Genomic DNA, 22,538 nt, shown 5'->3' with positions numbered 1-22,538 from the left:
CTAAAAGGTGACAAAAGTGACACTTTTTTTATTGTTTTCCCAATTGTATACTTTTATCATCTTAGTTCTTTATATATAGATAAATATAAGATGTTTTTAAAACTTACGACCCAATGCTTTGTTCAGGTATATTCGGCATAAGATAATGTCGATCTGTGCATCTATCAGATCCGAGTGAGCCGATAGCCAAGCTGTGTGTGCTGCTATAACATCCGACGAAGGGATTACTCCTTCCTCGAATCCTACGTTTGCGTATCTTAGATTTTCATCCGCCTTTTCTGTGTTTTTTTGCGCAGTCTTTAGCTTTTTGTTTGCTTCCGACAGTTTGTATGCTGATTGGTTTATTTGTAATTTAATCTTTTCCTTTGCATCCTCCATTTCAAATTGTTTGATGCGTGTTTCGGCTTTTGCTACATTAAGCTTTGCTGAATTAGAAGCAAAATTCAAAGGGACTTTTAGTAGTACTCCTACATTCCACATTCCGGCGAACTTGTTTTCCAGACCGTCAAATAAGTTCGGATTTGTCCATAAATAGTTTGCTGTAAGTGCAACATTCGGCATAAAATCGGCTACTGCAATCTTTTCTTTCTTACCATATATCTTTGTGGCTAGCTCGAGACTTCTTATCTCTGTCCTGCTCAATATGGCTTCGTCTATGTTGGGCATAGCATCTACGCCTTCGTCGGTTGCAATGTTTGTTATATTTTCATCTTTCAATGTAAGCTGATCGTTGATCTCCAGTCCGCATATTTGTGCCAATAGCATTTTTGAAAGACTCAGCCCGTTTTCCGCTTTTGTAAGAGTCATCTCTGCCTCGTTTAGTTTTACGTTTACAGAGAGCCTGTCGGCTTTTGTGGCTACGCCCTCTTGCTCCATGGCTGAAATATCAGAGTCCATCTTTTGCATGAGTTTGACATACGCCTCTGCCAACTTCTTCTTATTGGCTACTGATACAACCTGCCAATATGCATTGTCTACCTCCACGATAACCTCTGTCATTTGAGTCTCTTTCATCGTTTTGGCTAGATCTTGAGCATAAGATCTCAGATCATTGTAAGCAACGATCTTTCCTCCCATAAACAACGGTTGTGTAAGCGTAAATCCTCCCGCCCATACGTTTTTAATGTCTACCTTTCCTAGATCATGAATGCTATTACGGATTTTGTCGTCTATCGGAATATTATTGCCTATTCCGGGAATCTCTATCGGGAGAGGTATAGATGTAGGTATGGCAGAAGATGGAATGAGATACAAATTCTTCTGATTGCGCAAATATGCTCCCGTAAACGATATCTCAGGGAAGAATTTGGTAAGTGCATCCTTTTTCTCATAATATGCTATTCTCTCTTGCTCAGAAGCTATCTTGAGCGATTTGTTGTTCTCTATTGCAAGTTGTCGGCATTGCTCCAGCGATAGAAACTGTTGTGCCGAAACTGTGGAAGCTATACTAAAAAAGAAAAATAAGGCTAATCCTAAACTCTTAGTATTCATATAGTGGTTTTATGTGTTGATTGCTTATGCAACTAAACTGCAAAATTAGATAGTCTTTTCATATATACAAAATGTACAGAGAACTTTCACTTTTATTTTAACATTTTAAACGAAAAAGGGTTCACTAATTAGTGAACCCTTTTATCAGAATATCAAAAAGATATTTATTTGTTATCTCCCGAAAGTTTTTCTTTCAATGCTGCAAGCTCTTCTATATCGCCTAATGTAGTTTTTTCTACGTTAGATTGAGTTGAAGTTTCAGCTTGTTCTTTCTTAGAAGATTTTTTTGCTCTTTTTTCAGCAGCAGCTTCTTTAGCTTCCGGTTTTTCATCTTCAAACACACGGCTGTGAGATACTATGATTCTTTTAGAGTCTTTGTTGAACTCGATTACTTTGAAATCAAGTTTTTCATCGATCTTAGCCTGAGAACCATCTTCTTTTACCAAATGTTTAGGAGTTGCAAAACCTTCAACACCATAAGGAAGAGAGATTACTGCTCCTTTGTCAACCATTTCAACAAGAGTACCTTCGTGTACAGAACCTACAGTAAATATAGTTTCGAATACATCCCAAGGGTTTTCTTCAAGTTGTTTGTGACCAAGGCTTAAACGACGGTTTTCTTTGTCTATTTCAAGTACTTGTACTTCGATGTCAGCACCTATAGCAGTAACTTCGCTAGGGTGTTTGATTTTCTTAGTCCAAGAAAGGTCTGAAATGTGGATTAGTCCGTCTACACCTTCTTCTATTTCGGCAAATACACCGAAGTTAGTGAAGTTGCGAACTTTTGCAGTGTGCTGGCTTCCGATAGGATATTTTTCTTCGATATTTTCCCATGGATCTGGTTTCAATTGTTTGATACCAAGAGACATTTTGCGTTCGTCGCGATCAAGAGTAAGCACTACAGCTTCTACTTCGTCGCCAACTTTCATAAAGTCTTGTGCACTGCGTAAGTGTTGAGCCCAGCTCATTTCTGAAACGTGGATCAAGCCTTCTACACCCGGAGCGATTTCGATGAATGCACCGTAGTCAGCCATAACCACAACTTTACCTTTCACCTTGTCGCCTACTTTAAGCTCAGCGCTAAGAGCATCCCAAGGGTGAGGAGTCAATTGTTTCAATCCTAATGCAATACGTTTCTTGTCATCATCGAAGTCAAGAATAACAACGTTGATTTTTTCATCCAATTTAACCACTTCTTCTGGGTGTTGTACACGTCCCCAAGAAAGGTCTGTAATGTGGATTAGTCCGTCTACGCCGCCAAGGTCGATAAATACACCGTAAGAAGTGATGTTCTTAACTGTACCTTCAAGTACCTGACCTTTTTCAAGCTTAGAGATGATATCTTTTTTCTGTTGTTCAAGTTCAGCTTCGATAAGAGCTTTGTGAGAAACAACAACGTTTTTGAACTCGTGGTTGATTTTCACTACCTTGAACTCCATAGTCTTACCTACAAATACATCATAGTCGCGGATTGGTTTCACGTCGATCTGAGATCCTGGCAAGAACGCCTCGATACCAAATACATCAACGATCATACCGCCCTTAGTGCGACATTTAATATAACCTTTGATGATTTCGTCTTTTTCAAGAGCTTCGTTAACACGATCCCAAGAGCGTGTAGCACGTGCTTTCTTGTGAGAAAGGATAAGTTGTCCCTTTTTGTCTTCTTGGCTTTCTATGTATACCTCTACTTCGTCACCAATTTTTAGATCCGGGTTATAACGGAACTCGTTCATAGAAACGATACCGTCTGATTTGTAACCGATATTAACAACAACTTCGCGTTTGTTCATAGCAGTTACTTTACCCATTACCACTTCTTTGTCGTTTACTTTGTTCAACGATTGGTCATAGGTTTCTACAAGTTCTTCTTTGCTCTTACCTGTGTAAGAGTCTCCTTTTTCGTACGAATCCCAGTCGAAATCTGCAACCGGTTGTACATTTTTTAAATTATCAATCATTCAAAATTAGATCTGGCACCAGTCCTGATCAGTATCATTAAAAAGTTAAACATTCTTGCTTCGAAAAGCGGTGCAAAGATATTGTTTTTCAATGTATAAAGCAATGCTTTTGCAGAAAAATTTAAATGAAGAAAGCGGATGGTTAACTTTAACCATCCGCTTTTATTTTATAGAGAGTGTTCTTATTGAACGATCAGTCCCAGAATGTGATAGAATACAATAGCCATCAGGGCACTAACCGGAATAGTCAGTATCCATGCTATCAATAAATCTTTGGTTACTCCCCAGCGAACAGCTGAAAGACGTTTTACTGATCCTACGCCTATTATACTACCTGTGATTACGTGGGTTGTACTTACCGGCACGTGCAGCATTTCGGATATATATAAGGTGATAGAACCTGCTGTCTGAGCACAGAACCCTTCGATAGGAGTGATTTTTGTAATACGGTTTCCCATCGTTTTCATGATTTTCCATCCTCCACAAACTGTACCTATTGCAATCGCAGTAAAACATGCGAGTGGCACCCAGTCGTGCATATCGTTCATGTCATTCATATATAACCAAGGGTGAACGTCGGGCGTAGTTGCTGTATATGAAATCAATGCAGCTGCAATGATACCCATTACTTTTTGCGAGTCGTTCAATCCATGTCCTATACTAAGTCCTGCGGATGAGATGAGCTGTAGATTCTTGAACCAACGGTCGGCCTTACCCGGTTTTATCTTTTTTACAAAGTGGAGGGTGATCAGCGTGATGATGTTACCCGAAACCATACCAATCAGAGGTGCTACTACAATAAACAGCGCAATAATACCAATAACGCCTGAATGTACAGCTTGAAAACCTGAAGCGGCGATACCGGCTCCTGCAAATCCTCCGATAAGAGTATGTGAAGAAGATGAAGGGATTCCTAACCACCATGTAATAAGGTTCCAAGAAATAGCAGCTATCAGTCCGGCTATGATAACCAGAGATGGGTTGCCAAAGCTTTGAATTATAAATTCCATATCCACGGTTTTGGATACAGTGTCTGCAATACCAAATCCGCCGATAATATATTTTGCGATAAAATAAGCTACGAAGTTGAAAAAGGCAGCCCAAATTACAGCTTGGGTCGGTGTAAGAACTTTCGTAGATACGACGGTTGCTATTGAGTTGGCAGCGTCGTGAAAGCCATTTATGAAATCAAATATGATCGCTAAAATAATGATTATTATTAATAATGTCATTTCTTTATTATTATGAATACTTAACGATCATTGTTTTAATAATTTTTCCTACTGATTCTGCTGCATCGGTAGCACGTTCGAGTTCGTGAAGAATATCTTTTAGTTTAATAACCTCAATGGCATCTTTTTCATTCTCAAACAGGTCGATAAGAAAATGTTCGTACACATCGTCGGCCTTTTTTTCAATCACACCCAGTTGCTCGCAGTATTCTTTTATTCGGGATGTACTTTTTTTCAATACATCAAGTTCTCCGATTGCCTGAATCAGGAAGCCCGAAGATTCTCTTACAAACATAGCGAGTCGTACAGCACTCTCTGGCATTACCTTCGGGCTGTAAAGCATGATACGCTTAGCACAACTATTGATAAGATCAATAACATCATCCATTGTTGACGAAAGATGGTTTATATCTTCCCGGTCAAAAGGGGTAATAAATGTTTGGTTGAGCTCTTCGAAGATTTGATTTTGGATGGTATCGGCTTTTCTTTCCTGGTCTTTAATTTTTTTGTAATACTCTACAGCTTCGTTGTGGTTAGTTACTTGAACACATTCAATGATGAGATCCGATGCGGTGACTATTACTTCTGCCATTCCGCTCAAAAGAGGGAAGAATTTGTTTTCTTTAGGTTTAAACCTATCGAATAAGTTATTTTTCATAAAAGATTAAAAATATATTCATCAAGAAAAACAGTACCAACTGCTTTTGTCCCGCAAAGATAGAAAAAAAAATCGGTCGTAACATTTTTTTAACAAAAAAGTAATAATGAGTATTCTCCTCTATTCTTGCTCTTTAAGTATAGCACTATCCTATAGTTTTATTCGAAATTAAGTTCTCCGAAAATTTGTGGAACATGGAAGTTTGGCTTCTCTGTATGGATAGGATTCCATGATAAAAAATGAGGAATAGTCAGATTATCTCCACATTTATAGAAATTTGCATGGGCTTTTATTCCATTTAGAGATTTTAGGTCAGACATCCAATATGCTGTAACGGGAATAACAAGCAGTAAATTCCATTTGAAATCGCCTTGTTTTTTATCAAATGGCTCTATTCCAAGACTTGGGTATCGCTTAATGGAGTCCAATATCTGTTGGCTTGCATGCCGGGAATCTTTTTTTTCTTTACGATAGCCCATCAGTGCTTTTCCGATGCAAGAAAACTCTGTATTGTAATAATATAAACCATCGAAAGAAATGAAAAATTCTACGCACGAATCGGTCCATACATGCCCATTATCTTCTGCTGTTTTTGCAAGAATCTCATTTTCTTCAACAAAGAATTGCAGGAAGATATGACTACCGTCGTGTGCTATTTTGAATGCAACTTCAGGCTTGGAAGGGTATAGCTCCGGCCAATTGACAGCAGAGATGTTATTCTTTTGTATATTTTGCATCTTCTCCAGAACCAGATCGGCTCTGTTTATATCTGCTATATTTATTAAAGGTACAGATAACATATCTTGACTTTTTATGATTAGTTTATGGAATTGAGTTGATTCGTATTCTGCCCTTTTCAGGGTTTAAGTCAAATTTTATTTCCCTTTCAAGCTTTTATTTATGTTGTCTATATAATCCAATATCTCATCGCCTCCTGCTCTCTGCTCGGAAGAAGTATAAAATATTGTCGGGATTTCCTCCCATGTTTCGTGTAATTTGTTTATATATATTTCGGAGTTATCTTTTAGTCGTCCTTTGCTTATTTTGTCTGTTTTGGTGAATACAATCACAAAGGGTACTCCTTCTTCGCCTAGCCAATTGATGAAGTCAAGGTCTATTTTCTGAGGTTCATGTCTGCAATCTAATAATAGAAAGAGGCAGGTTAGTTCAGATCTCTTAAGTATATAATTGTCTATTATTTTACGAATCTGTTCTCTGCCGTCTTTTCCTCGTTGTGCATATCCATATCCCGGTAAATCGACCAGATACCACTCGTCGTTGATAATGAAGTGGTTGATGAGCTGAGTTTTTCCCGGTTTGGACGATGTCATAGCCAATCCTTTGCGGTTGGTAAGCATGTTTATCAGGGATGATTTGCCGACATTAGAGCGTCCGATAAATGCATATTCGGGCTTACCGTCTTGAGGACATTTTCTATAATCGGTATTGCTTATTACAAATTGAGCGTCTTTTATTATCATTGCTTTATATTTCTTTTACAAACTTCGATATTCTGCTTGTTTATTCTTCGGTAGTTTCTTTATAACTTCTTCGACAGAATGATCTATTAATTCTTTTATCAACTTATCAGGTACATCACTCGCAAGATAGACGGCATTCCATAAGAGTCCTCGTGTGTGATTACCACGTGTTACTCCTTCATATCTTGTGCGTAGTTCAGATGATTTTTCCGGGTCACATTTCAAATTTACCTTGAAAAATCCATCTTTGGGGTCTAAGCCTGTGTATGCGAACATTTTTCCCATGACTTTAAAGACTAAAGTAGATTCGTCGAAAGGAAAGCTTTCCGATGCGCCCTTTACAGATATACAGTATTCTCTGAGTTCTTCTATATTCATAGAATATTCGATTTTTACTGTTATGTTTTTAAACTGTAGAACAAAAATAGTTTAAAAATATGAATATCTTTGTTTTCAGAATAAAACATCTTCAATTTTTGTTCCATCTTACATTTTATAATATTATGGCAAAAAGAGTTGTTCTTATAATTTTAGCAGTCCTTATAGCAGGTCTTTTTACCTTCCTGTATATCCGCTATTATGTACCTTATAGTGATTCGGGGGTAAAAGCCGGTATGCTTAACAATGTGAAGCATAAAGGGATTATATTCAAAACCTACGAAGGAGAGTTGATTCAATCTGGATTTCGTCCCGGACAGCAAGGTTTGCAATCCAATGAATTCCAATTTTCGATAGAAGATAAAGAGTTGGCTATAAAACTGATGTCACTCAGTGGACAGAATGTGAAGCTGCACTACAAAGAATATTACGGGGCTTTACCTTGGCGGGGATATACGAAGTTTATTGTAGACAGTATTGTGGCTGCTAGTCCTGCTGTGCCAAGTCAAGGACAAGAAATTCCCCCTTATACCGGAGAGTAAAGATTATTTATTTTATATCGAATGATAAGAGATGTAACTCCCGCTGATGCTGCGCAGATAGCAGCCATCTATAATTATTATATTGAGGAAACAGTCGTGACCTTTGAGTATGATCTTGTTACTGACGAAGATATCCGGAAGCGGATAGGCAAGGTGCAGGCAAAGGGGTTTCCTTATTTTGTATACGAGAAAGGTGGGCAAATAATTGGTTATGCTTATCTCAACAATTGGCGTGAGCGTGTAGCTTACGATATAACGCTAGAAACAAGCGTATATCTTGATCGCAATGCCATAGGAAGCGGGGTAGGCAGTATTTTATATCAGGAACTGATAAACAGAGCCCGAAATATAAACATACATTCACTGATTGGTGTAATATCATTGCCCAATGATCCAAGCAGGAAACTTCATCGAAAATTTAACTTTGAACTGGTCGGCAATTTCAGGGAGTCGGGAGTTAAATTCGGGAAACTGATTGATGTCGAATTCTGGCAACTGATCTTATAGCCTTTTCCTTAGATTATTTACAGGATAGATTACAGCGAGGAATCCAATGATACTCACAGTAACAAATATCAGTACAATATCCAAAGCTTGTACCGATACAGGGTATGCATCTATAACAAAGGCTCCGGGAGTATTGCCTAATTTCAATAATCCGAAGTATTGTTGTAGCAGGCAAAGCGTGAGTCCGAGAGTTACACCTACAACGGCTCCTACAAATGTGATCAGCCAGCCTTCGAAGAGAAAAATCCGTGTGATCAATGTATTGTTTGCTCCGAGGCTTTTTAATATCCTGACATCCTCGTCTTTCTCTATAATCAGCATCGTAAGCGAGCCTATAACATTGAATACTGCTATTATAAGAATGATACATAAAATGAGAAATGTAACCCATTTTTCAACGTTTACCATCCGATAAAGATCAGCCTGTTGTTCGAATCTGTTCTTTACCAATAGTTCATCTTTGCTAAGTATAGACTTTATTTTATCGTGTACCTTGTCTACATTATAACCGTCTTTTACTTTTATGTCAAGGGATGATATTTCTTTGTCGTAGTGGAAGAGTTCGCGTGCCAAGTCTATTGACACAATGAACATCTGGTCGTCGTACTTCTGCTGATTGAGTGCAAATACACCCGATACAAATACTTCTGACTGGGTAAATGCTGTTGCCGGATTTGCCAGATTGATGCGTTCGTTTCGTTTGGGAGCATATAACTCTACCGGATCGAGGAATCCGGCTCTTACACCAAGAAACATGGCCATGCCTGCCCCTATAACTCCATTTTCGATATCACCTTCGCGTAACGAAAACTTTCCATCTATAATCAGATTGTTTACGTTGGCGAGATTGATGAAATTGGCTGATACACCTTTTAGTATAATCGGTTCTTGTCGGTCTGCGAATTTAATCAAAGCATTGTCTTCCAGTGATTCGGATGTGAATTCTATTTCGGGCAAAGCTTTGATTTCTTCTATCTTCTTACTTGTCGGGTCAAATACTTTCCCTTTGGCCGGAGTAATTTGTAATTCGGGGTCGAAAGCGCTGAATGTGTTTGCTACCACATCCGTAAAACCATTAAAAACCGATAAAGCACATACCAGCGCCATTGTGGCAACAGTTATCCCACATACCGAGATCATCGATATGATGTTGATAGCATTATGCGATTTCTTTGCGAAAAGATAACGGCGGGCTATGTGCAGCGCAAGATTCAAGCTTATTCTTTTACTTCGTTATTATCCTTGTTGAGAAGCCTGTCTATATTTTCCAGATAATCGAGCGAGTCGTCCAGATAAAAAGCCAGCTCGGGAATTACACGTAGTTGTTTACCTACTTTTTGTCCCAAGTCGAAACGAATACTTTTTACATTGGTTTTTATATTATCAAGCAATTCTTTTCCTTTCTCGGAAGGGAAAATACTCAGGTATACTTTTGCTAGTCCAAGATCGGGTGTTACACGTACAGTGCTCACTGTTACAAGTACACCTTTCATCTGTTGGGTTTGTTTTCTGAAAATCTCACTCAGCTCTTTCTGGATGAGCCTGTTTATCTTTTGTTGTCTGGTCGTATCCATCCTTAATTATTTTAGCTTACAAAGGTAATACAAAATAGTTACAAGTAGCAAGCTATTTAAATCGTTAGCAACTTTAATATATCTATCCGTACATTCAAGTCTGTGGAGATTTGATTCTTATTTTTTCCATATCAATGTCAACCCGTCGCGTATTGGCAAGATTACTTTTTCTACTCTGTCATCCTTCGCTATCATGTCATTGAACTGTTGTATCCCGATGGTTTGTTTGTCCGATGGTTTCGGAGTTTCCAGTACATGTCCGTCCCACAGTGTGTTATCGGCAATGATAAGTCCACCGGGGCGTACCTTGTCAAATATGAGATTATAATATTCAATGTAATGGCGTTTGTTTGCATCAATGAATACGAGATCGAACGTGCGGTCTATCTGAGGGATTATTTCCATTGCATCTCCTATATGAAGATGTATCTTATCTTTAAGTTTCGATTTGTGCAGGTGCTTTAAAATGAAGTCCTCGAGCTCGTCGTTTACTTCTATGGTATGTATTTCAGCATCGTTGTCGGCTCCTTCTGCCAAACATAGGGTTGCGTATGCGGTATAAGTTCCTATTTCGAGAATATATTTAGGATTCATCATTCTGCAAAATATTTTGAGCATACGCCCTTGCAGATGTCCCGATAACATTCTTGGCTTTAATAAATTTACGTGAGCGTCCCTGTTTAATTGTTTGAGTAGCTCGCTTTCTTGATCGATACGAGAAAGAATATAGCTTTCTATAGCTTCGTCCTTTTCCAATGACATGGTTTATAACTGAATCGGTTTATAATTTAACGCTTTGTCTACAATTTCTTCCGAAGATAAATTTTCATAGCAGATCAAATCAGATATTGCAGGGTGGGGCACATTTCTGTGTAATAACTCTAACATCTCATTCAATTGATCTTCTGTGTACTTCTCTACATCCAGAATTTGTTCTACTAATTGTATCAATTCTTTTCTGGTCATAGCCTGCAGATATCGGTGTATTCTGCAAAACTAAGATATTTATTTATAAATTGTTGCTTAAAAAAGCATTCTTATGTAATTTATTTTTTATATTTAGCATATTGTTACATCTAAATTTAATTATCATGGGAAGAGCAGTCGATAAAAATTCAGCACCCCATTATTTTTGGGGAGACAAATGTAGCAGTTGGATCCTGATGAGTAGGGATTCTTTATCTGTAAAAATTGAAACCATGCCGGCAAATACAAGAGAAACTTTACATTACCACTCTCTTGCCAGGCAATTCTTCTTTGTGACAAAAGGAACAGCAATATTTTACGTTGAAGGCGAGCGTGAAGTTGTTAATGAGCAGCAAGGTATCTTGATAGAACCTATGGTGAAGCATTATATTGCCAATGAGACTTCAGAGCCTATCGATTTCCTTCTTGTCTCTCAGCCTGACAATGATTCAACGAATGACCGAACAGATTGTGAATAAAAAATAAAGGGTGTAATCGCACCCTTTATTTTTTATTCTCGGATTGTTATTGTATAATTTTTGCTCGTAAGTGTGGATTTATATAAATATAAGTAACGCAATCCTTGACTGTAATATTTAGTGTAACTTCTTTGTCGGGCATTAGTCCATTTGAGTTATAAGGATTTGTTCTTATAGTTTTAACTCCACTAGATGTATATGTGTGTTTTATTTTATGTAAATTGTCTGTTGGCCAAGGTTTGGTTGATGGGTCAGCTAACGGGTGGTCTCCTGTATAATATTTAGTATTATCTCCCATATCCCATTCTATATACTCAGCTCCATATCCACTTGTTCCCTGTTCAGCTTCCAATATAAATTCTCCTTCTGCTCCTGTGCATAGTTCTGCCGGTCCTGTAAGAGCTTTGACTAAGAAAAAGCTTGGTATAAAATTAGGCAATCCATTAAAGGGATAAACGCTGGCCCCTCCACAAGCAAAAAAATTAGGATGTGCCTTGTATGTATTTGCCGGTACTGCTGTGTCAGGATTGTTAGGGTCATCTATTGTATATAGTGTAGAACTGCCTCTAACGATCATGTACATAATACCTTTGGGTCCCATAACTGCATTGAATTCGCCTGTTGTAATCATATTCCTATAGTTGTTCATAGAGCCATTGGCAAGGTCACTAAACTTTATAAAGCCGGCACTTCCCATATTTGTCAGATATAACCATTCGTTAGATGGCGAAAACTCTACACCATAGGCTGCGATATTTTTAGTGGCGTGTTTCGACGAAGTTACCTCTCCTGTAGAATTATTGAAAAAAGCTGTTCCGAATACCCCTACAGGGGTAGTATTACTTGCTTGGTCTATAGCGTATGCTATTCTGGTTCCATCGGCAGATATTCGAATATGTCCCAATCCTCCACGATAAGAATTGGAAGAGGTTGTACTGGCAAACTCATATGAAGATAGAGATAATACAGGGGTATCCGACACTCCGTCTTTCGTGACTTTCCATGCATGAAAATGACTGCCGAAAATGCTTACTAGCCAATAGTTTCCATCACTAGAGGGTGTTAATGTAATATTCTCCATTACGTTTGCTGCGGTGTACCTTTCTGTCAAACTATTTTTTTGATAGCCATATGTAACTGATTTGTTTATCTTACCTATGACAAGCTCCCCAACTCCATTGTTGGCAGCTAAATCGATAATAGAATAATTAATACCTTTTCTGGGGTTGGATTGCTTATCGTCGATAGTGAAAATGTAGTACAAAGACGGTTCACCCGGAACTGGACACATGATGCCTGATTGGGTAGCAGAGGAATTTCCAAATAATATATTGTTTTTATTTATCGAAAAATCACCATCAGCCGAATTCGTTGACAAAGGAAAAGTGGCTTCTTTTATACTTCCGGGAGTGTAGACATACTTTCCATCCGAACTCATTAACCAATTCCCATTTTTATCCGAGATAGAGAATACCCCTTCGTTCTGGCGTAAGGGGGCATTGCATATAGCTTTTGGATAGGTGGCATTGCCATTAAATACCTCAGTGAAATCGAAACCTACATTATAGCCAAAGTGCCACCAGGTTCCCTCTCTTTGTGCATTTGCTGACATGGCGGAGAGGAGAAATATGCATATTACAAAATATTTTTTCATCACATTTCTACTTTACGATAGCTATAACATTAATATATGATTTCGCGCTTGGAGCTGTACCATTGGTTGTATAGTGCATTGTACCATCCGGATCTATTTTTGCTATAGACATTATACTCGTATCATAATAAGTAACTACATAGTATAATTCACTATTCTCATATAATTTACCATTCAGTGGAGATGGTATTGTATTTATGCTAGTGTCGCTAGATATAAATGCTCCATTTCCGGTTTGGGTAAATTGGTTTTTATATATATCATGTAATTTGATTTCTCCGGAATTTACACTGCCTAAGGTTATCGATAGATGAAATGGTGGAAGGTAGAACCAACGAGCACCTTCACTTCCTCTGCCACCTGAGATGTTCCATTGCTTCCCGTCCCATACGTATGTACCTGGTTCGAATGACTCGTCAATAGAGTTGGTAATTTGTTGTTTTATATTATATACAGTTAGCCCTACATGTTTCATTTTGGTCTGATCGTCTATTGATCCTTGAATGAATGGCTCCAATGTTTTTCTATTTACAAGTTTTACCCTAGGCAAACCTAATCCTCCTTTGTCTGAGGTAATATTGCTGTCGTCGGTAATAGAGATTATGTGCGACGCATTGTGCATTGTTTTAATTTCTAGAATAGCTGCACTGGACGGTTCTGCGTTAGATCCAATTGTTACTTGAGCATTTGCTACAGTCGTTACTATTATTGGTAAAACCAAAAGAATTGTTTTTTTTAGATTAATTATTTTCATAATGATAAAAATGAATTTAGGAACTCTTACTGCATTTATTCATTTGTAGTTTGCAATTTTCTGAAAGAATATCTTTTCTGGTAAAGATTATTCGTAAAGAAGAATATCTGTAAAGAATCTTACAAGTAAAATTTCTATAAGCAATGAACATATAAAGTTATACTCCAGATAAATTCTAACTCGGATAGATTACATGTTGGCAATTTCTCTTAGTGTAGTAAAAAAGTGTATTTGTAAGTTTAATTGTTTGACTGCAAAGTTAAGTTCTACAATACTCGCTAAGCGCTCTTTTTTATATTAAGTAGTTCTTTAGTAAATATTTTTTCTCTTTATTTGATGTCAACTATTTGTGTATTACTGTGTAGTGTGTTTTTAGAATTGTGCTTAAAGTAAAGTTATTTTATGATAGCACCTATGTTTTTTATTTTTTCTTCAAAATTTTCATTATCAGCCAGAGCTTTTGCTTTGACTTTACTCCTGTAGTTGTATATCGTTTGCATAGAATAGCGAAGAAAAGATGCGATATGTTTATTATCTGTTATTCCGAGGCGTATAAGAGCAAATATTCGTAACTCTGTATTTAATTCATTTGACTTTAATTTATATCGTTCTTCTTCTTTTAGCAGGGCATTAATTTCATTTACAAAGCTTGGGTAGATATTAAGGAAAGCCATATCAAAATTGCTATATAATTCTTCTATTTCTTTTTTTGTATTTGTTGATACTGACATTGTTGCCAATAAGTCATTTGTTTGGCCCGCTTTTATCTTTCGGTATACAGATTGTTTAAATTCTTCCAGTTTTTCTATATAAATTGAGTATTGTTTCAAAAAGTATCCAATATATTCTTCTTTGATATTGTTCGCTTTATCCAAACTATCATTAAGTAGTTTTAGTTGCTTCCGATTCTTTTTAATAATACGAATTTGTCTGTATACGCAAAGGCATGTAAAAAGAAGTCCGATAGCAAATACTATCATAATAATAAGGTACATTGTTAAATCTTGTCTTTGTTCTATTATTTTGTTTTGATACGTTTCTTCGATTATCGGAAAGGTTTCTAATATGATTTTGTTACGATGTTTTGAATTGTAAAAATTTGCATCATTAAGTGCTTTTATTGCGATTTTATAAGCTCTCTCCGAATCGTTAGTTTCATGAAGCAAGAGGGCTAGGTTCATTAGTATTATTGGATCTTTGATTGCAGACTTGATATTCACCAGAGAAGCTTGGGCTAAATACATTATTGGCAGTTCTAGATTATCACCACGTTCCCAATACTCTATTCCTATAAGAGTAGAGATAATAGCATAATCTTGAGACTCGGGATTTAATGTTGGTAGAAGAGTTAATAGATGCTCAAGATGTCCGGTTTTCTTCTCCCAATAGTCAATATAAACATAATCAATGATATCATTTTTATCTTTTGAATATATTTGACGTGCTGAATCCAAAAAAGCGATCATCTTTTTTTCATACCTAGCGGAGTACTTTTCATTATTTATATGATCTATCAGTGCTTCATATGAACGGGCATAGGCTGAATAATATTTTTCTCGTAAATCATCAGGTAACTTTTTTACTTTTATCGATTTTAATATTTCCTCTGCTTGAGTAAAAAGTCCCCCACGGGCATATGTTCTGGCAAGTAATATCTGGGATTCATCTTCATCTCGTTTTTTGTTTAGCGCTTTAGATATCTCTACATTTCTAGCAGCATAAAAAATTGCAGAATCACTTATGTACGTATTATATTCATTTACTATAATCTTATTTATATCGTATTGTTTTTCTAGAGATTGGGTTAGGTTGACTTTCTTTTTTAATTCGCTCAAACGTTCTTCTTTTAATTGGTCATATTTGTTTTGATTGTCAAAAGCATCATCTAATTCTTTTAGTATTTTATTAATATCATGATTTTGCCCAATGATATAAACGATCGGCGAAAGAAGGAGAATAAATAATAAAATATGGATTTTCATTTTGTGGGCCTTTGTCTATTTTGTTAGTATTGCGTTTGTCCGGTTTCAAATATACATGATTTCTCATTGTTCTCGAGATTAATGGTTTTTATATTAAGCTATTTTAGGAAGAGTCAACAGATGCAAAATAAAAAAGGGTGCTTCCAAAAGCACCCTTTTTTATAAATAAATTTTAAGTTCGATTAGTCTACAGGAACGAAAAATTTCTCACCTTGTTCCATTACAGCACCAACTTTTTCGATTTCAAGGAAAGATGTTCCACCTTTACCATCAGAGAAAGTTCCACTCAAATAAGTAACATAGTCACCTGAGCTTAATACTCCGTCTAATTGAAGTTGGTTTAATGCTCTAACGAAATATTCTTTGTGGTTTTTAGTAAGACCAGCATCTTCTTGGAAGTGAGGATCTACACCGTAACTCAAAGATAACCAGCGAGCAACTTCTTCTTTGTTGCAGAATGCATATACAGGACATTTGCTGCGGAATGCGGCAAGAGTACGTGCTGTACGTCCGGTCATACTGTCTGTAACAATAGCTTTCACTCCAAGTTGGTTGCAAGATTTAACAGCTTGCTTAGCTAGGAATGATGTTCTTCCGTATTCTCTATCTTTGAAAGGAACCGGCATTGCTTTTTCTTCTAATTTAGATTGTTCGGCAGCAGCAGCAATCTGAGCCATAGCGCGAACAGCCTCGATCGGATATTTACCATAAGCAGTTTCTCCACTAAGCATCACTGCATCTGTTCCATAATATACTGCATTTGCAATATCTGTAACCTCTGCACGAGTAGGACGTGGATTTTCGATCATTGTGTGCAACATTTGAGTTGCTACGATAACCGGTTTTTTATATTCTACGGCTTTACGGATAAGCAAACGTTGGATTCCAGGTATTTTTTCTTGTGGAACTTCAATACCAAGGTCGCCACGAGCTACCATCACGCCATAAGCTGTTTCGTAGATTTCGTCGATATTGTCAACACCTTCTTGGTTTTCAATCTTAGCGATGATTTTGATTGGGCTGTTGTATTCGTCCAAAATCTTTTGTACGTCTAATACGTCTTGTTTATGTCTTACAAAAGAGTGAGCGATGAAATCAGCTTTGTTTTTGATAGCGATTTCGATGCTTCTTCTGTCTTTTGCTGTAATTGAAGGAAGGTTTACTTTTACTCCAGGGATATTAACGCTCTTGCGGCTACCGATTGTACCATCGTTTTGTACTTCGCAAAGTAGATATTCTGCAGTTTTGTCGATTACTTTTAGTGCAGTTTCTCCGTCGTCAATCAATAGTGTGCTGCCTACCGGCACGTCTTCTATAATGCTTGGGTATGAAAGTGAAACTTGCTCGGGAGTAGATAGGATGTTGATATCACCGATAACTTTGATTTTGTCTCCGGTTTTAACAACTATTTTTTCTCCTGAAGCTGTAGCTGTTGTACGTATTTCCGGTCCTTTAGTATCCATCATAATACCAATGTGTGAAGATACGGCACGTACATTAGTCATTACTTTGATAAACCCTTCTTCTGTCATGTGAGCAGAGTTCATCCTTACAACATTGATCCCTTCGTTATATAATGCACGAATAAAATCAACATCACAACGCATGTCTGAAATTGTAGCTACAATTTTCGTTTTTTTCTGAGTCATAAATGGAATTTTATTTAATATATAGTTCTTTAAAAGATTTGCACTTGCAATCTTATATTTTCTTTGCTTTCAGAAAATAGTCGATAGCAAATTCGTATGATAACAGACCTAACCCAACGACAGAACCTTTGCAGGCTGCAGCGATCATTGATTTGTGTCGGAAATTCTCACGGGTATGAATGTTTGAGATATGCACCTCAACTACCGGAGTTGTTACAGCCTTTATGGCATCATGTATGGCAATGGAAGTATGCGTATATGCTCCCGCATTGAGCACAATGCCATCGTATGTAAATCCGGTTTCATGTATTTTGTCTATAATAGCTCCTTCGTGATTGGACTGAAAATAAGATAATTCGCAATCTGGATAGTTTTGTTGCAATTGGGTAAAATAATTTTCGAAAGAAATGTTCCCGTAAACTTCCGGTTCACGTTTTCCCAACAGGTTCAAATTTGGTCCATTTAGTATCAATATCTTCATTATATCAGCTATTTAGCCCCAATTATTTGCGTTTCGCATAATCAGAGCACAAAAGTACTACTTTTTCTTTGAATGATATAATCTTATAACAATTAAAAATCAAGATTAGTTTTGTTTACCTAAAGCTTGCAATATGTCAGCTTTAAGGTCATCCGGATCTTCGAGACCTACAGAGAGGCGCATAAGATTACTTTTTATACCCATTATCTCCTTCATCTCGGGTGTAAATGTGCCATAGATGGTTGAGTCGGGGTGTATAATTAATGTTTTATTATCGAACAAGTTTGTTGCTCTACGGATAATGCAAAGTTTATCCATGAAGTCGTAACAAGCTTTTTTGTCTTTCAGGCTAAATGTCAGCATAGCACCCGGATTACCAACAAACAGGGAATCCGATATATTTTTATATGCAGAGCCGGTTAATTTTGGATAACCTACTTTCACAACATCCGGCAGTTCTGAAAGGAATTGCGCCAATTCATATGCCGTTTCAGACATTTTTTCGAAACGTAATTCCAGCGTTTCCATACCTAGCGATTGTTGGTAGGCTGTATCTGGGTCCATTGCAGCCCCTATGTTGCGGGCTATCTCACGTTTCAGCTTAAATGAGAACTGAGATACACCGTCGGTTTTTGCTACATTTGCTAAACGCTTGTTGTGCGCCCAGTCGAACGTACCGTAATCGAGGATTGCACCTCCAATACTCGTAGCTCCACCTGATATATATTTTGTTGTAGAAACGACCTCAATATCTACACCTGCTTTTCTGGCATCGAAGCCACACCAAGGAATAATAGTGCTATCAACGATCATAGGTACATTTCTAGCTCTCAATATCTTTGATATTTCGGGGAGATTGGCGATCTCTAAATGCGGGTTAGTAATTAATTCGCAAAAGAAGGCACATGTATTTTCGTCTATAGCTGACGCTATCTCTTCCAGATTGTCGGTGTTTACAAAGCGCACTTCAACTCCGAATGCTGCAAGGGTAAATTTAAATAGCGAAAATGTATTACCAAACAAGTGAGGCGATGTTACAATGTTACTTCCTGCATAAGCAATGGTAAGGAAGGTATTCGAGATTGAGGCCATTCCTGATGCTACCATCATTACGGTTTCTGCTCCTGATGCTGTTTTAATCTTCCGTTCCAGATTTTCTACAGACGGGTTCGTTATGCGTGTATATGTGTGTGAAGGGATCTCTTCTTTGTACTGAAAAGCAGCCGCTATACTTTCAGAGTCGGCAAACTCGAAAGCAGCATTGCGATAAATAGGCATAGATATTGCACCATGCACATCTTTTTTGAAAAATTTTTCACTGATAATGCGGGTGGAAAATTTCTTGTTTTTGGAGTCTTTTTCAACCATGAATTATGTTCTTTGATATTTTGAGTGTCAAAGGTATAAAAGACTTGTGAAAATCCTGTTAAGATGAAATTGAATTATGATTTCCTCACTAAATCTTTTCTTCTTATTATCGGAACATTTTTGTCGTTTATATATAACACCGGAAAATAACCCTCGCTTAGGCTCCATCCTGCATTCCGCTTGTTTATTTCTTTTTTAGGATAGGCTTTTACATATATATCACTGTCACTTTCTTCGTCATGTATAAGAATAGCTTCTTTTTTGAAAGACACTTCATGCTTGGCCAAGAGGTCGTGAAGAGATATTTCTTTTACCAGATTTGTGATATAGTATTTATCATGTCGGCGTGTATTGTTTGCAAATGCGGCATAAGTGTAGTCACCTTTGTCTCCCAATGGTGTGGCAAGACAAATATGAAAAGCCCCTTCTGTAGTCATTGCAGCTTTCAATATGTGTCTTTTCAGTGCTTTTAGCCAAATAGTGCCAACAGTGAACAAAAAAAGATAAGGGATAATATACCACGATACGAGCATGTCACTATTGAACAAGTATATTATTCCTACAAGTCCGACAAACAAGAAACATATAGGTGGCACCATCAGTAGTGTTTTCCACCAGAATGTGTTATTAAAGTAATGCCTTTTGAAGTCATAATCTTTCTCGAGTTTAGCGTAATCGTTTGCCTTCATCTTAGCTTTATATAAATTGTTTTTTTAATCTATACCGTTTCTATTCTAGAGAAACAAGGTTGTTTATTTAACATAAGCAAAGTTAAAATGCTTTGATCATTAAAACGTCTGCTAAAAGCATAAAGTTTCTAAATATGAAAAAATTAAAACATCTGTTATAAAAAAGACGTGTCACTTTCAAAAAAGCGTTAATTTTACAAACGGATACGAGATTAATATGATTTATCTTTTCCTGTCTTTGTCAATTTAATTATATATACTCATATTTTGTAGAGAAAATGAATGACAATTTCCCCACATATAACGATAAAGGCCTGACTTATTCCAAATTCAAAAGATTGATGAGAGGGTTGGATTCTAATCTCACTCCTGATGAATTTGAGAAAATAAGGAAAGTCATAAAGAAGGCATTGGCTGATGGAGTCTATGCTAAAGATCAGAAGATTGGTAGTATTACAGACCTTACAGTGAGTTCATCTATTATTCTCATGGAAGAGCTTGGGCTGAAAAGTGCTGCAATTCTGGCTTTATTAGTCTATCGTCCTGTGATGCACAAGTCGATATCGCTGGAAGAAGTATCTACGATATTTGGTAAAGATATAGCAAATATTGTGTCGGGGTTGATGAAGATCAATGCATTGGAAATGAACGAGTCGGCTATGGCTTCGGACAATTACATAAAGCTGTTGATAACACTCGCCGAGGATATGCGGGTAATTCTTATAAAAATAGCGAGCCGGCTCCATCGTATCCGAAATGCCGAAAAGTATAGCGAACAACATCGATTGCAATTGGCTGTAGAAGTTTCGTTTCTTTATACTCCATTGGCACACAAGCTGGGACTGTATAATATAAAAACGGAGTTCGAAGACCTTTATCTGAAATATACAGATAGAGAGTCTTATGACTATATTGTAGAAAAAATAAGTGAAAGTAAAGCTTCACGTGATAAATACATTGCCGAATTTATAGCACCGATAGATGCCAGACTGAAAGAGACCGGGCTGAAATATGATATAAAGGGGCGTGTGAAGTCTATATCATCCATTAATAATAAGCTGAAAAAGCAAAAGATAGATTTTGAGTCGATTTATGACTTGTTTGCTATTCGCATAGTCTTAAACTCCCCTTTAGATAAAGAAAAACCTGAGTGTTGGCAGGCGTATTCGATTGTAACCGATCTTTATACACCGAATCCAAAAAGGCTGAAAGATTGGCTTTCTATTCCCAAAAGTAATGGTTACGAGTCGTTGCATACCACGGTTATGGGGCATGAATCCCGTTGGGTAGAGGTGCAGATACGTACCCGTCGTATGGATGAGATTGCTGAGCGTGGATTGGCAGCACACTGGAAGTATAAAGGTGTGAAAAGTCAGTCGAAGATGGATGACTGGTTGACCGGACTGCGTGAGATGCTCGAAAATAAAAGTCTTGATTCGGGTGAGAAATTAGAGAACTTTAAGCTCGACCTCTACGATGATGAGATCTATGTATTTACTCCAAAGGGAGACTTGCATAAACTGCCGAATGGGGCAACAGTGCTTGATTTTGCATTTTCGATACACTCTCGTATTGGTTCTACCTGTGTTTCGGGTAAAGTGAATGGACGTAATGTTTCTATCCGCCATAAATTGTCGAATGGAGACCAAATAGAAATACTCACTTCGCCAAATCAGTCGCCAAAGCAGGACTGGCTCAATTTTGTAACTACGTCGAAAGCGAAGAATAAAATACGTCAAAGCCTCAAGGAAGAAGCGAATAAGCAGGTGGAGATCGCTAAGGAACAACTCAAGCGTCGGGTAAAGAACAGGAAGATAGAGATCAACGAGTCGATAATGATGCGTTTGATCAAAAAGCTTGGTTTCAAGACAATCACAGACTTCTATATTAAGATAGCAGAAGAAAGTCTTGATGTCAATTCTGTTATAGATCAATATCTTGACCTAGAGAAAAAAGAAACAGAACAGCATGATAAGCATGAGGCTATAAGTGCCGAAAATTACGTTGTATATACTCCCGAAACAAAGAAAGATTCTTCGAGCAAAGAGGAGTTGATTATAGATCAAAATCTGACAGGTGTGGATTATAAGCTGGCGAAATGCTGTAATCCGATATATGGTGACGAAATATTTGGCTTTGTATCGTCACAGGGAATAAAGATACATAGAGTAAATTGTCCGAATGCCCATGATATGTTTTCGCGTTTCGCTTATCGTGTGATTCCTGCCAAGTGGTCGGGCAAATCGGGCTCTACCTATACTGTTACGCTGCGGATAATAGGGAATGATGATATCGGTATTATTAACAACTTGACTTCTATTATAGCCAAAGAACAAGGGATAAATATGCGTTCTATCAGCATCGACTCGAATGATGGACTGTTTCAGGGTAATATGTCGGTGACGCTGAATAATACAGATATGCTCAACGGGCTGATAAAAAAATTGAAAACAGTGAAAGGTGTGAAGGAAGTAAGCCGCCTTGCGTGAGTTGACATTCTTCATTTGACAATATAGAGTAGCATGGATTTTATTCATGCTACTTTTGTTTTTTATTTATTGTAATTCGTTATATTTGAAGAAGGTAATCTGAATCGGAGTGGCTATGAAAAAAATAATAGTTGTTTTATCATTTATTATTCCTTGTTTGTGTTTTGGACAAGGGGAGCTTTTGAATGATATAAAAATAGACA

General features: G+C 37.3%; 22 protein-coding genes. 4 read left to right on the top strand and 18 right to left on the bottom strand.

The window, feature by feature from the left end; genetic code table 11:
• Window positions 1-96: 96 nt before the first annotated feature.
• The 7 genes from BGO84_RS06270 to BGO84_RS06240 all read right to left on the bottom strand — a co-directional run bounded on the left by BGO84_RS06270 (window position 97) and on the right by BGO84_RS06240 (window position 7,201).
• Window positions 97-1,491 carry a TolC family protein gene (locus BGO84_RS06270; protein ID WP_291028492.1) on the bottom strand — a complete coding sequence of 465 codons (1,395 nt, stop codon included), beginning with the start codon at window positions 1,489-1,491 and terminating at the stop codon, window positions 97-99.
• Window positions 1,492-1,655: 164 nt separating this feature from the next.
• Window positions 1,656-3,449, bottom strand: coding sequence for a 30S ribosomal protein S1 (gene rpsA / locus BGO84_RS06265; protein ID WP_135107148.1), 1,794 nt, complete (start codon window positions 3,447-3,449; stop codon window positions 1,656-1,658).
• A gap of 185 nt (window positions 3,450-3,634) precedes the next feature.
• On the bottom strand, window positions 3,635-4,684 hold the full coding sequence (locus BGO84_RS06260) for an inorganic phosphate transporter (RefSeq protein ID WP_135107093.1): 1,050 nt from the start codon (window positions 4,682-4,684) through the stop codon (window positions 3,635-3,637).
• 10 nt (window positions 4,685-4,694) lie between these two features.
• Window positions 4,695-5,342 (bottom strand): DUF47 family protein, encoded by a 648-nt coding sequence (locus BGO84_RS06255; RefSeq protein ID WP_135107091.1) that lies wholly within the window; start codon window positions 5,340-5,342, stop codon window positions 4,695-4,697.
• Between the two features lie 158 nt (window positions 5,343-5,500).
• On the bottom strand, window positions 5,501-6,142 hold the full coding sequence (locus BGO84_RS06250) for a carbohydrate-binding family 9-like protein (RefSeq protein WP_291028490.1): 642 nt from the start codon (window positions 6,140-6,142) through the stop codon (window positions 5,501-5,503).
• Window positions 6,143-6,217: 75 nt separating this feature from the next.
• Complete coding sequence (yihA, locus tag BGO84_RS06245) at window positions 6,218-6,823, bottom strand: ribosome biogenesis GTP-binding protein YihA/YsxC (protein WP_283687423.1); 606 nt, start codon at window positions 6,821-6,823, stop codon at window positions 6,218-6,220.
• A 15-nt stretch (window positions 6,824-6,838) separates the two neighbouring features.
• Window positions 6,839-7,201: an MmcQ/YjbR family DNA-binding protein gene (locus BGO84_RS06240; protein WP_291028489.1), complete on the bottom strand. Its 363-nt coding sequence runs from the start codon at window positions 7,199-7,201 to the stop codon at window positions 6,839-6,841.
• Between the two features lie 125 nt (window positions 7,202-7,326).
• Here BGO84_RS06240 and BGO84_RS06235 point away from each other — a divergent pair, with 125 nt between their 5' ends.
• A complete protein-coding gene (locus BGO84_RS06235; RefSeq protein ID WP_252638458.1) occupies window positions 7,327-7,743 on the top strand; it encodes a hypothetical protein in 417 nt (138 codons plus the stop codon).
• Window positions 7,744-7,764: 21 nt separating this feature from the next.
• The gene (locus BGO84_RS06230) at window positions 7,765-8,250 is read left to right on the top strand and encodes a GNAT family N-acetyltransferase (protein ID WP_291028488.1); all 486 of its coding nucleotides are present in this window, start codon (window positions 7,765-7,767) and stop codon (window positions 8,248-8,250) included.
• Here the strand turns inward: BGO84_RS06230 and BGO84_RS06225 are convergent.
• The 4 genes from BGO84_RS06225 to BGO84_RS06210 all read right to left on the bottom strand — a co-directional run bounded on the left by BGO84_RS06225 (window position 8,245) and on the right by BGO84_RS06210 (window position 10,790).
• Entirely contained in the window at window positions 8,245-9,465 is a 1,221-nt protein-coding gene (locus tag BGO84_RS06225) for an FtsX-like permease family protein (RefSeq protein ID WP_291028486.1), read from the bottom strand. The two genes, BGO84_RS06230 and BGO84_RS06225, sit on opposite strands and share 6 nt — an antisense overlap.
• 2 nt (window positions 9,466-9,467) lie before the next feature.
• Window positions 9,468-9,824 carry a 30S ribosome-binding factor RbfA gene (rbfA, locus tag BGO84_RS06220; protein WP_291028485.1) on the bottom strand — a complete coding sequence of 119 codons (357 nt, stop codon included), beginning with the start codon at window positions 9,822-9,824 and terminating at the stop codon, window positions 9,468-9,470.
• A 117-nt stretch (window positions 9,825-9,941) separates the two neighbouring features.
• Entirely contained in the window at window positions 9,942-10,586 is a 645-nt protein-coding gene (locus tag BGO84_RS06215) for an O-methyltransferase (protein ID WP_291028484.1), read from the bottom strand.
• Window positions 10,587-10,589: 3 nt separating this feature from the next.
• Window positions 10,590-10,790, bottom strand: coding sequence for a bacteriocin immunity protein (locus BGO84_RS06210; protein WP_291028481.1), 201 nt, complete (start codon window positions 10,788-10,790; stop codon window positions 10,590-10,592).
• A gap of 125 nt (window positions 10,791-10,915) precedes the next feature.
• Between BGO84_RS06210 and BGO84_RS06205 the strand changes: the two genes are divergently transcribed.
• Window positions 10,916-11,269: a cupin domain-containing protein gene (locus tag BGO84_RS06205; RefSeq protein WP_006841992.1), complete on the top strand. Its 354-nt coding sequence runs from the start codon at window positions 10,916-10,918 to the stop codon at window positions 11,267-11,269.
• Window positions 11,270-11,315: 46 nt separating this feature from the next.
• On the opposite strand, the gene BGO84_RS06200 is transcribed toward BGO84_RS06205, so the two are convergent.
• The 7 genes from BGO84_RS06200 to BGO84_RS06170 form a co-directional block, all read right to left on the bottom strand.
• Window positions 11,316-12,923, bottom strand: a complete 1,608-nt coding sequence (locus BGO84_RS06200) for a hypothetical protein (RefSeq protein ID WP_291028478.1) — start codon at window positions 12,921-12,923, stop codon at window positions 11,316-11,318.
• A 7-nt stretch (window positions 12,924-12,930) separates the two neighbouring features.
• Window positions 12,931-13,677, bottom strand: coding sequence for a hypothetical protein (locus BGO84_RS06195; RefSeq protein WP_291028476.1), 747 nt, complete (start codon window positions 13,675-13,677; stop codon window positions 12,931-12,933).
• Between the two features lie 395 nt (window positions 13,678-14,072).
• The gene (locus tag BGO84_RS06190) at window positions 14,073-15,659 is read right to left on the bottom strand and encodes a DUF6377 domain-containing protein (protein WP_291028474.1); all 1,587 of its coding nucleotides are present in this window, start codon (window positions 15,657-15,659) and stop codon (window positions 14,073-14,075) included.
• 182 nt (window positions 15,660-15,841) lie between these two features.
• Entirely contained in the window at window positions 15,842-17,308 is a 1,467-nt protein-coding gene (gene pyk, locus BGO84_RS06185; protein ID WP_135107069.1) for a pyruvate kinase, read from the bottom strand.
• Window positions 17,309-17,360: 52 nt separating this feature from the next.
• Window positions 17,361-17,789, bottom strand: a complete 429-nt coding sequence (gene aroQ, locus BGO84_RS06180) for a type II 3-dehydroquinate dehydratase (protein WP_135107067.1) — start codon at window positions 17,787-17,789, stop codon at window positions 17,361-17,363.
• Window positions 17,790-17,894: 105 nt separating this feature from the next.
• Entirely contained in the window at window positions 17,895-19,157 is a 1,263-nt protein-coding gene (locus BGO84_RS06175; protein ID WP_291028472.1) for a PLP-dependent transferase, read from the bottom strand.
• A 74-nt stretch (window positions 19,158-19,231) separates the two neighbouring features.
• The gene (locus BGO84_RS06170) at window positions 19,232-19,846 is read right to left on the bottom strand and encodes a hypothetical protein (protein ID WP_291028470.1); all 615 of its coding nucleotides are present in this window, start codon (window positions 19,844-19,846) and stop codon (window positions 19,232-19,234) included.
• 278 nt (window positions 19,847-20,124) lie between these two features.
• On the opposite strand from BGO84_RS06170, the gene BGO84_RS06165 reads away from it, so the two are divergent.
• Window positions 20,125-22,335 carry a RelA/SpoT family protein gene (locus BGO84_RS06165; RefSeq protein WP_291028468.1) on the top strand — a complete coding sequence of 737 codons (2,211 nt, stop codon included), beginning with the start codon at window positions 20,125-20,127 and terminating at the stop codon, window positions 22,333-22,335.
• Window positions 22,336-22,538: the final 203 nt, after the last annotated feature.

This window comes from Dysgonomonas sp. 37-18 (assembly GCF_001899125.1).
Taxonomy (GTDB): Bacteria; Bacteroidota; Bacteroidia; order Bacteroidales; family Dysgonomonadaceae; genus Dysgonomonas.
Note: the sequence above shows the minus strand (reverse complement) of the source record. Positions and strands in the feature narration are given on the sequence as shown.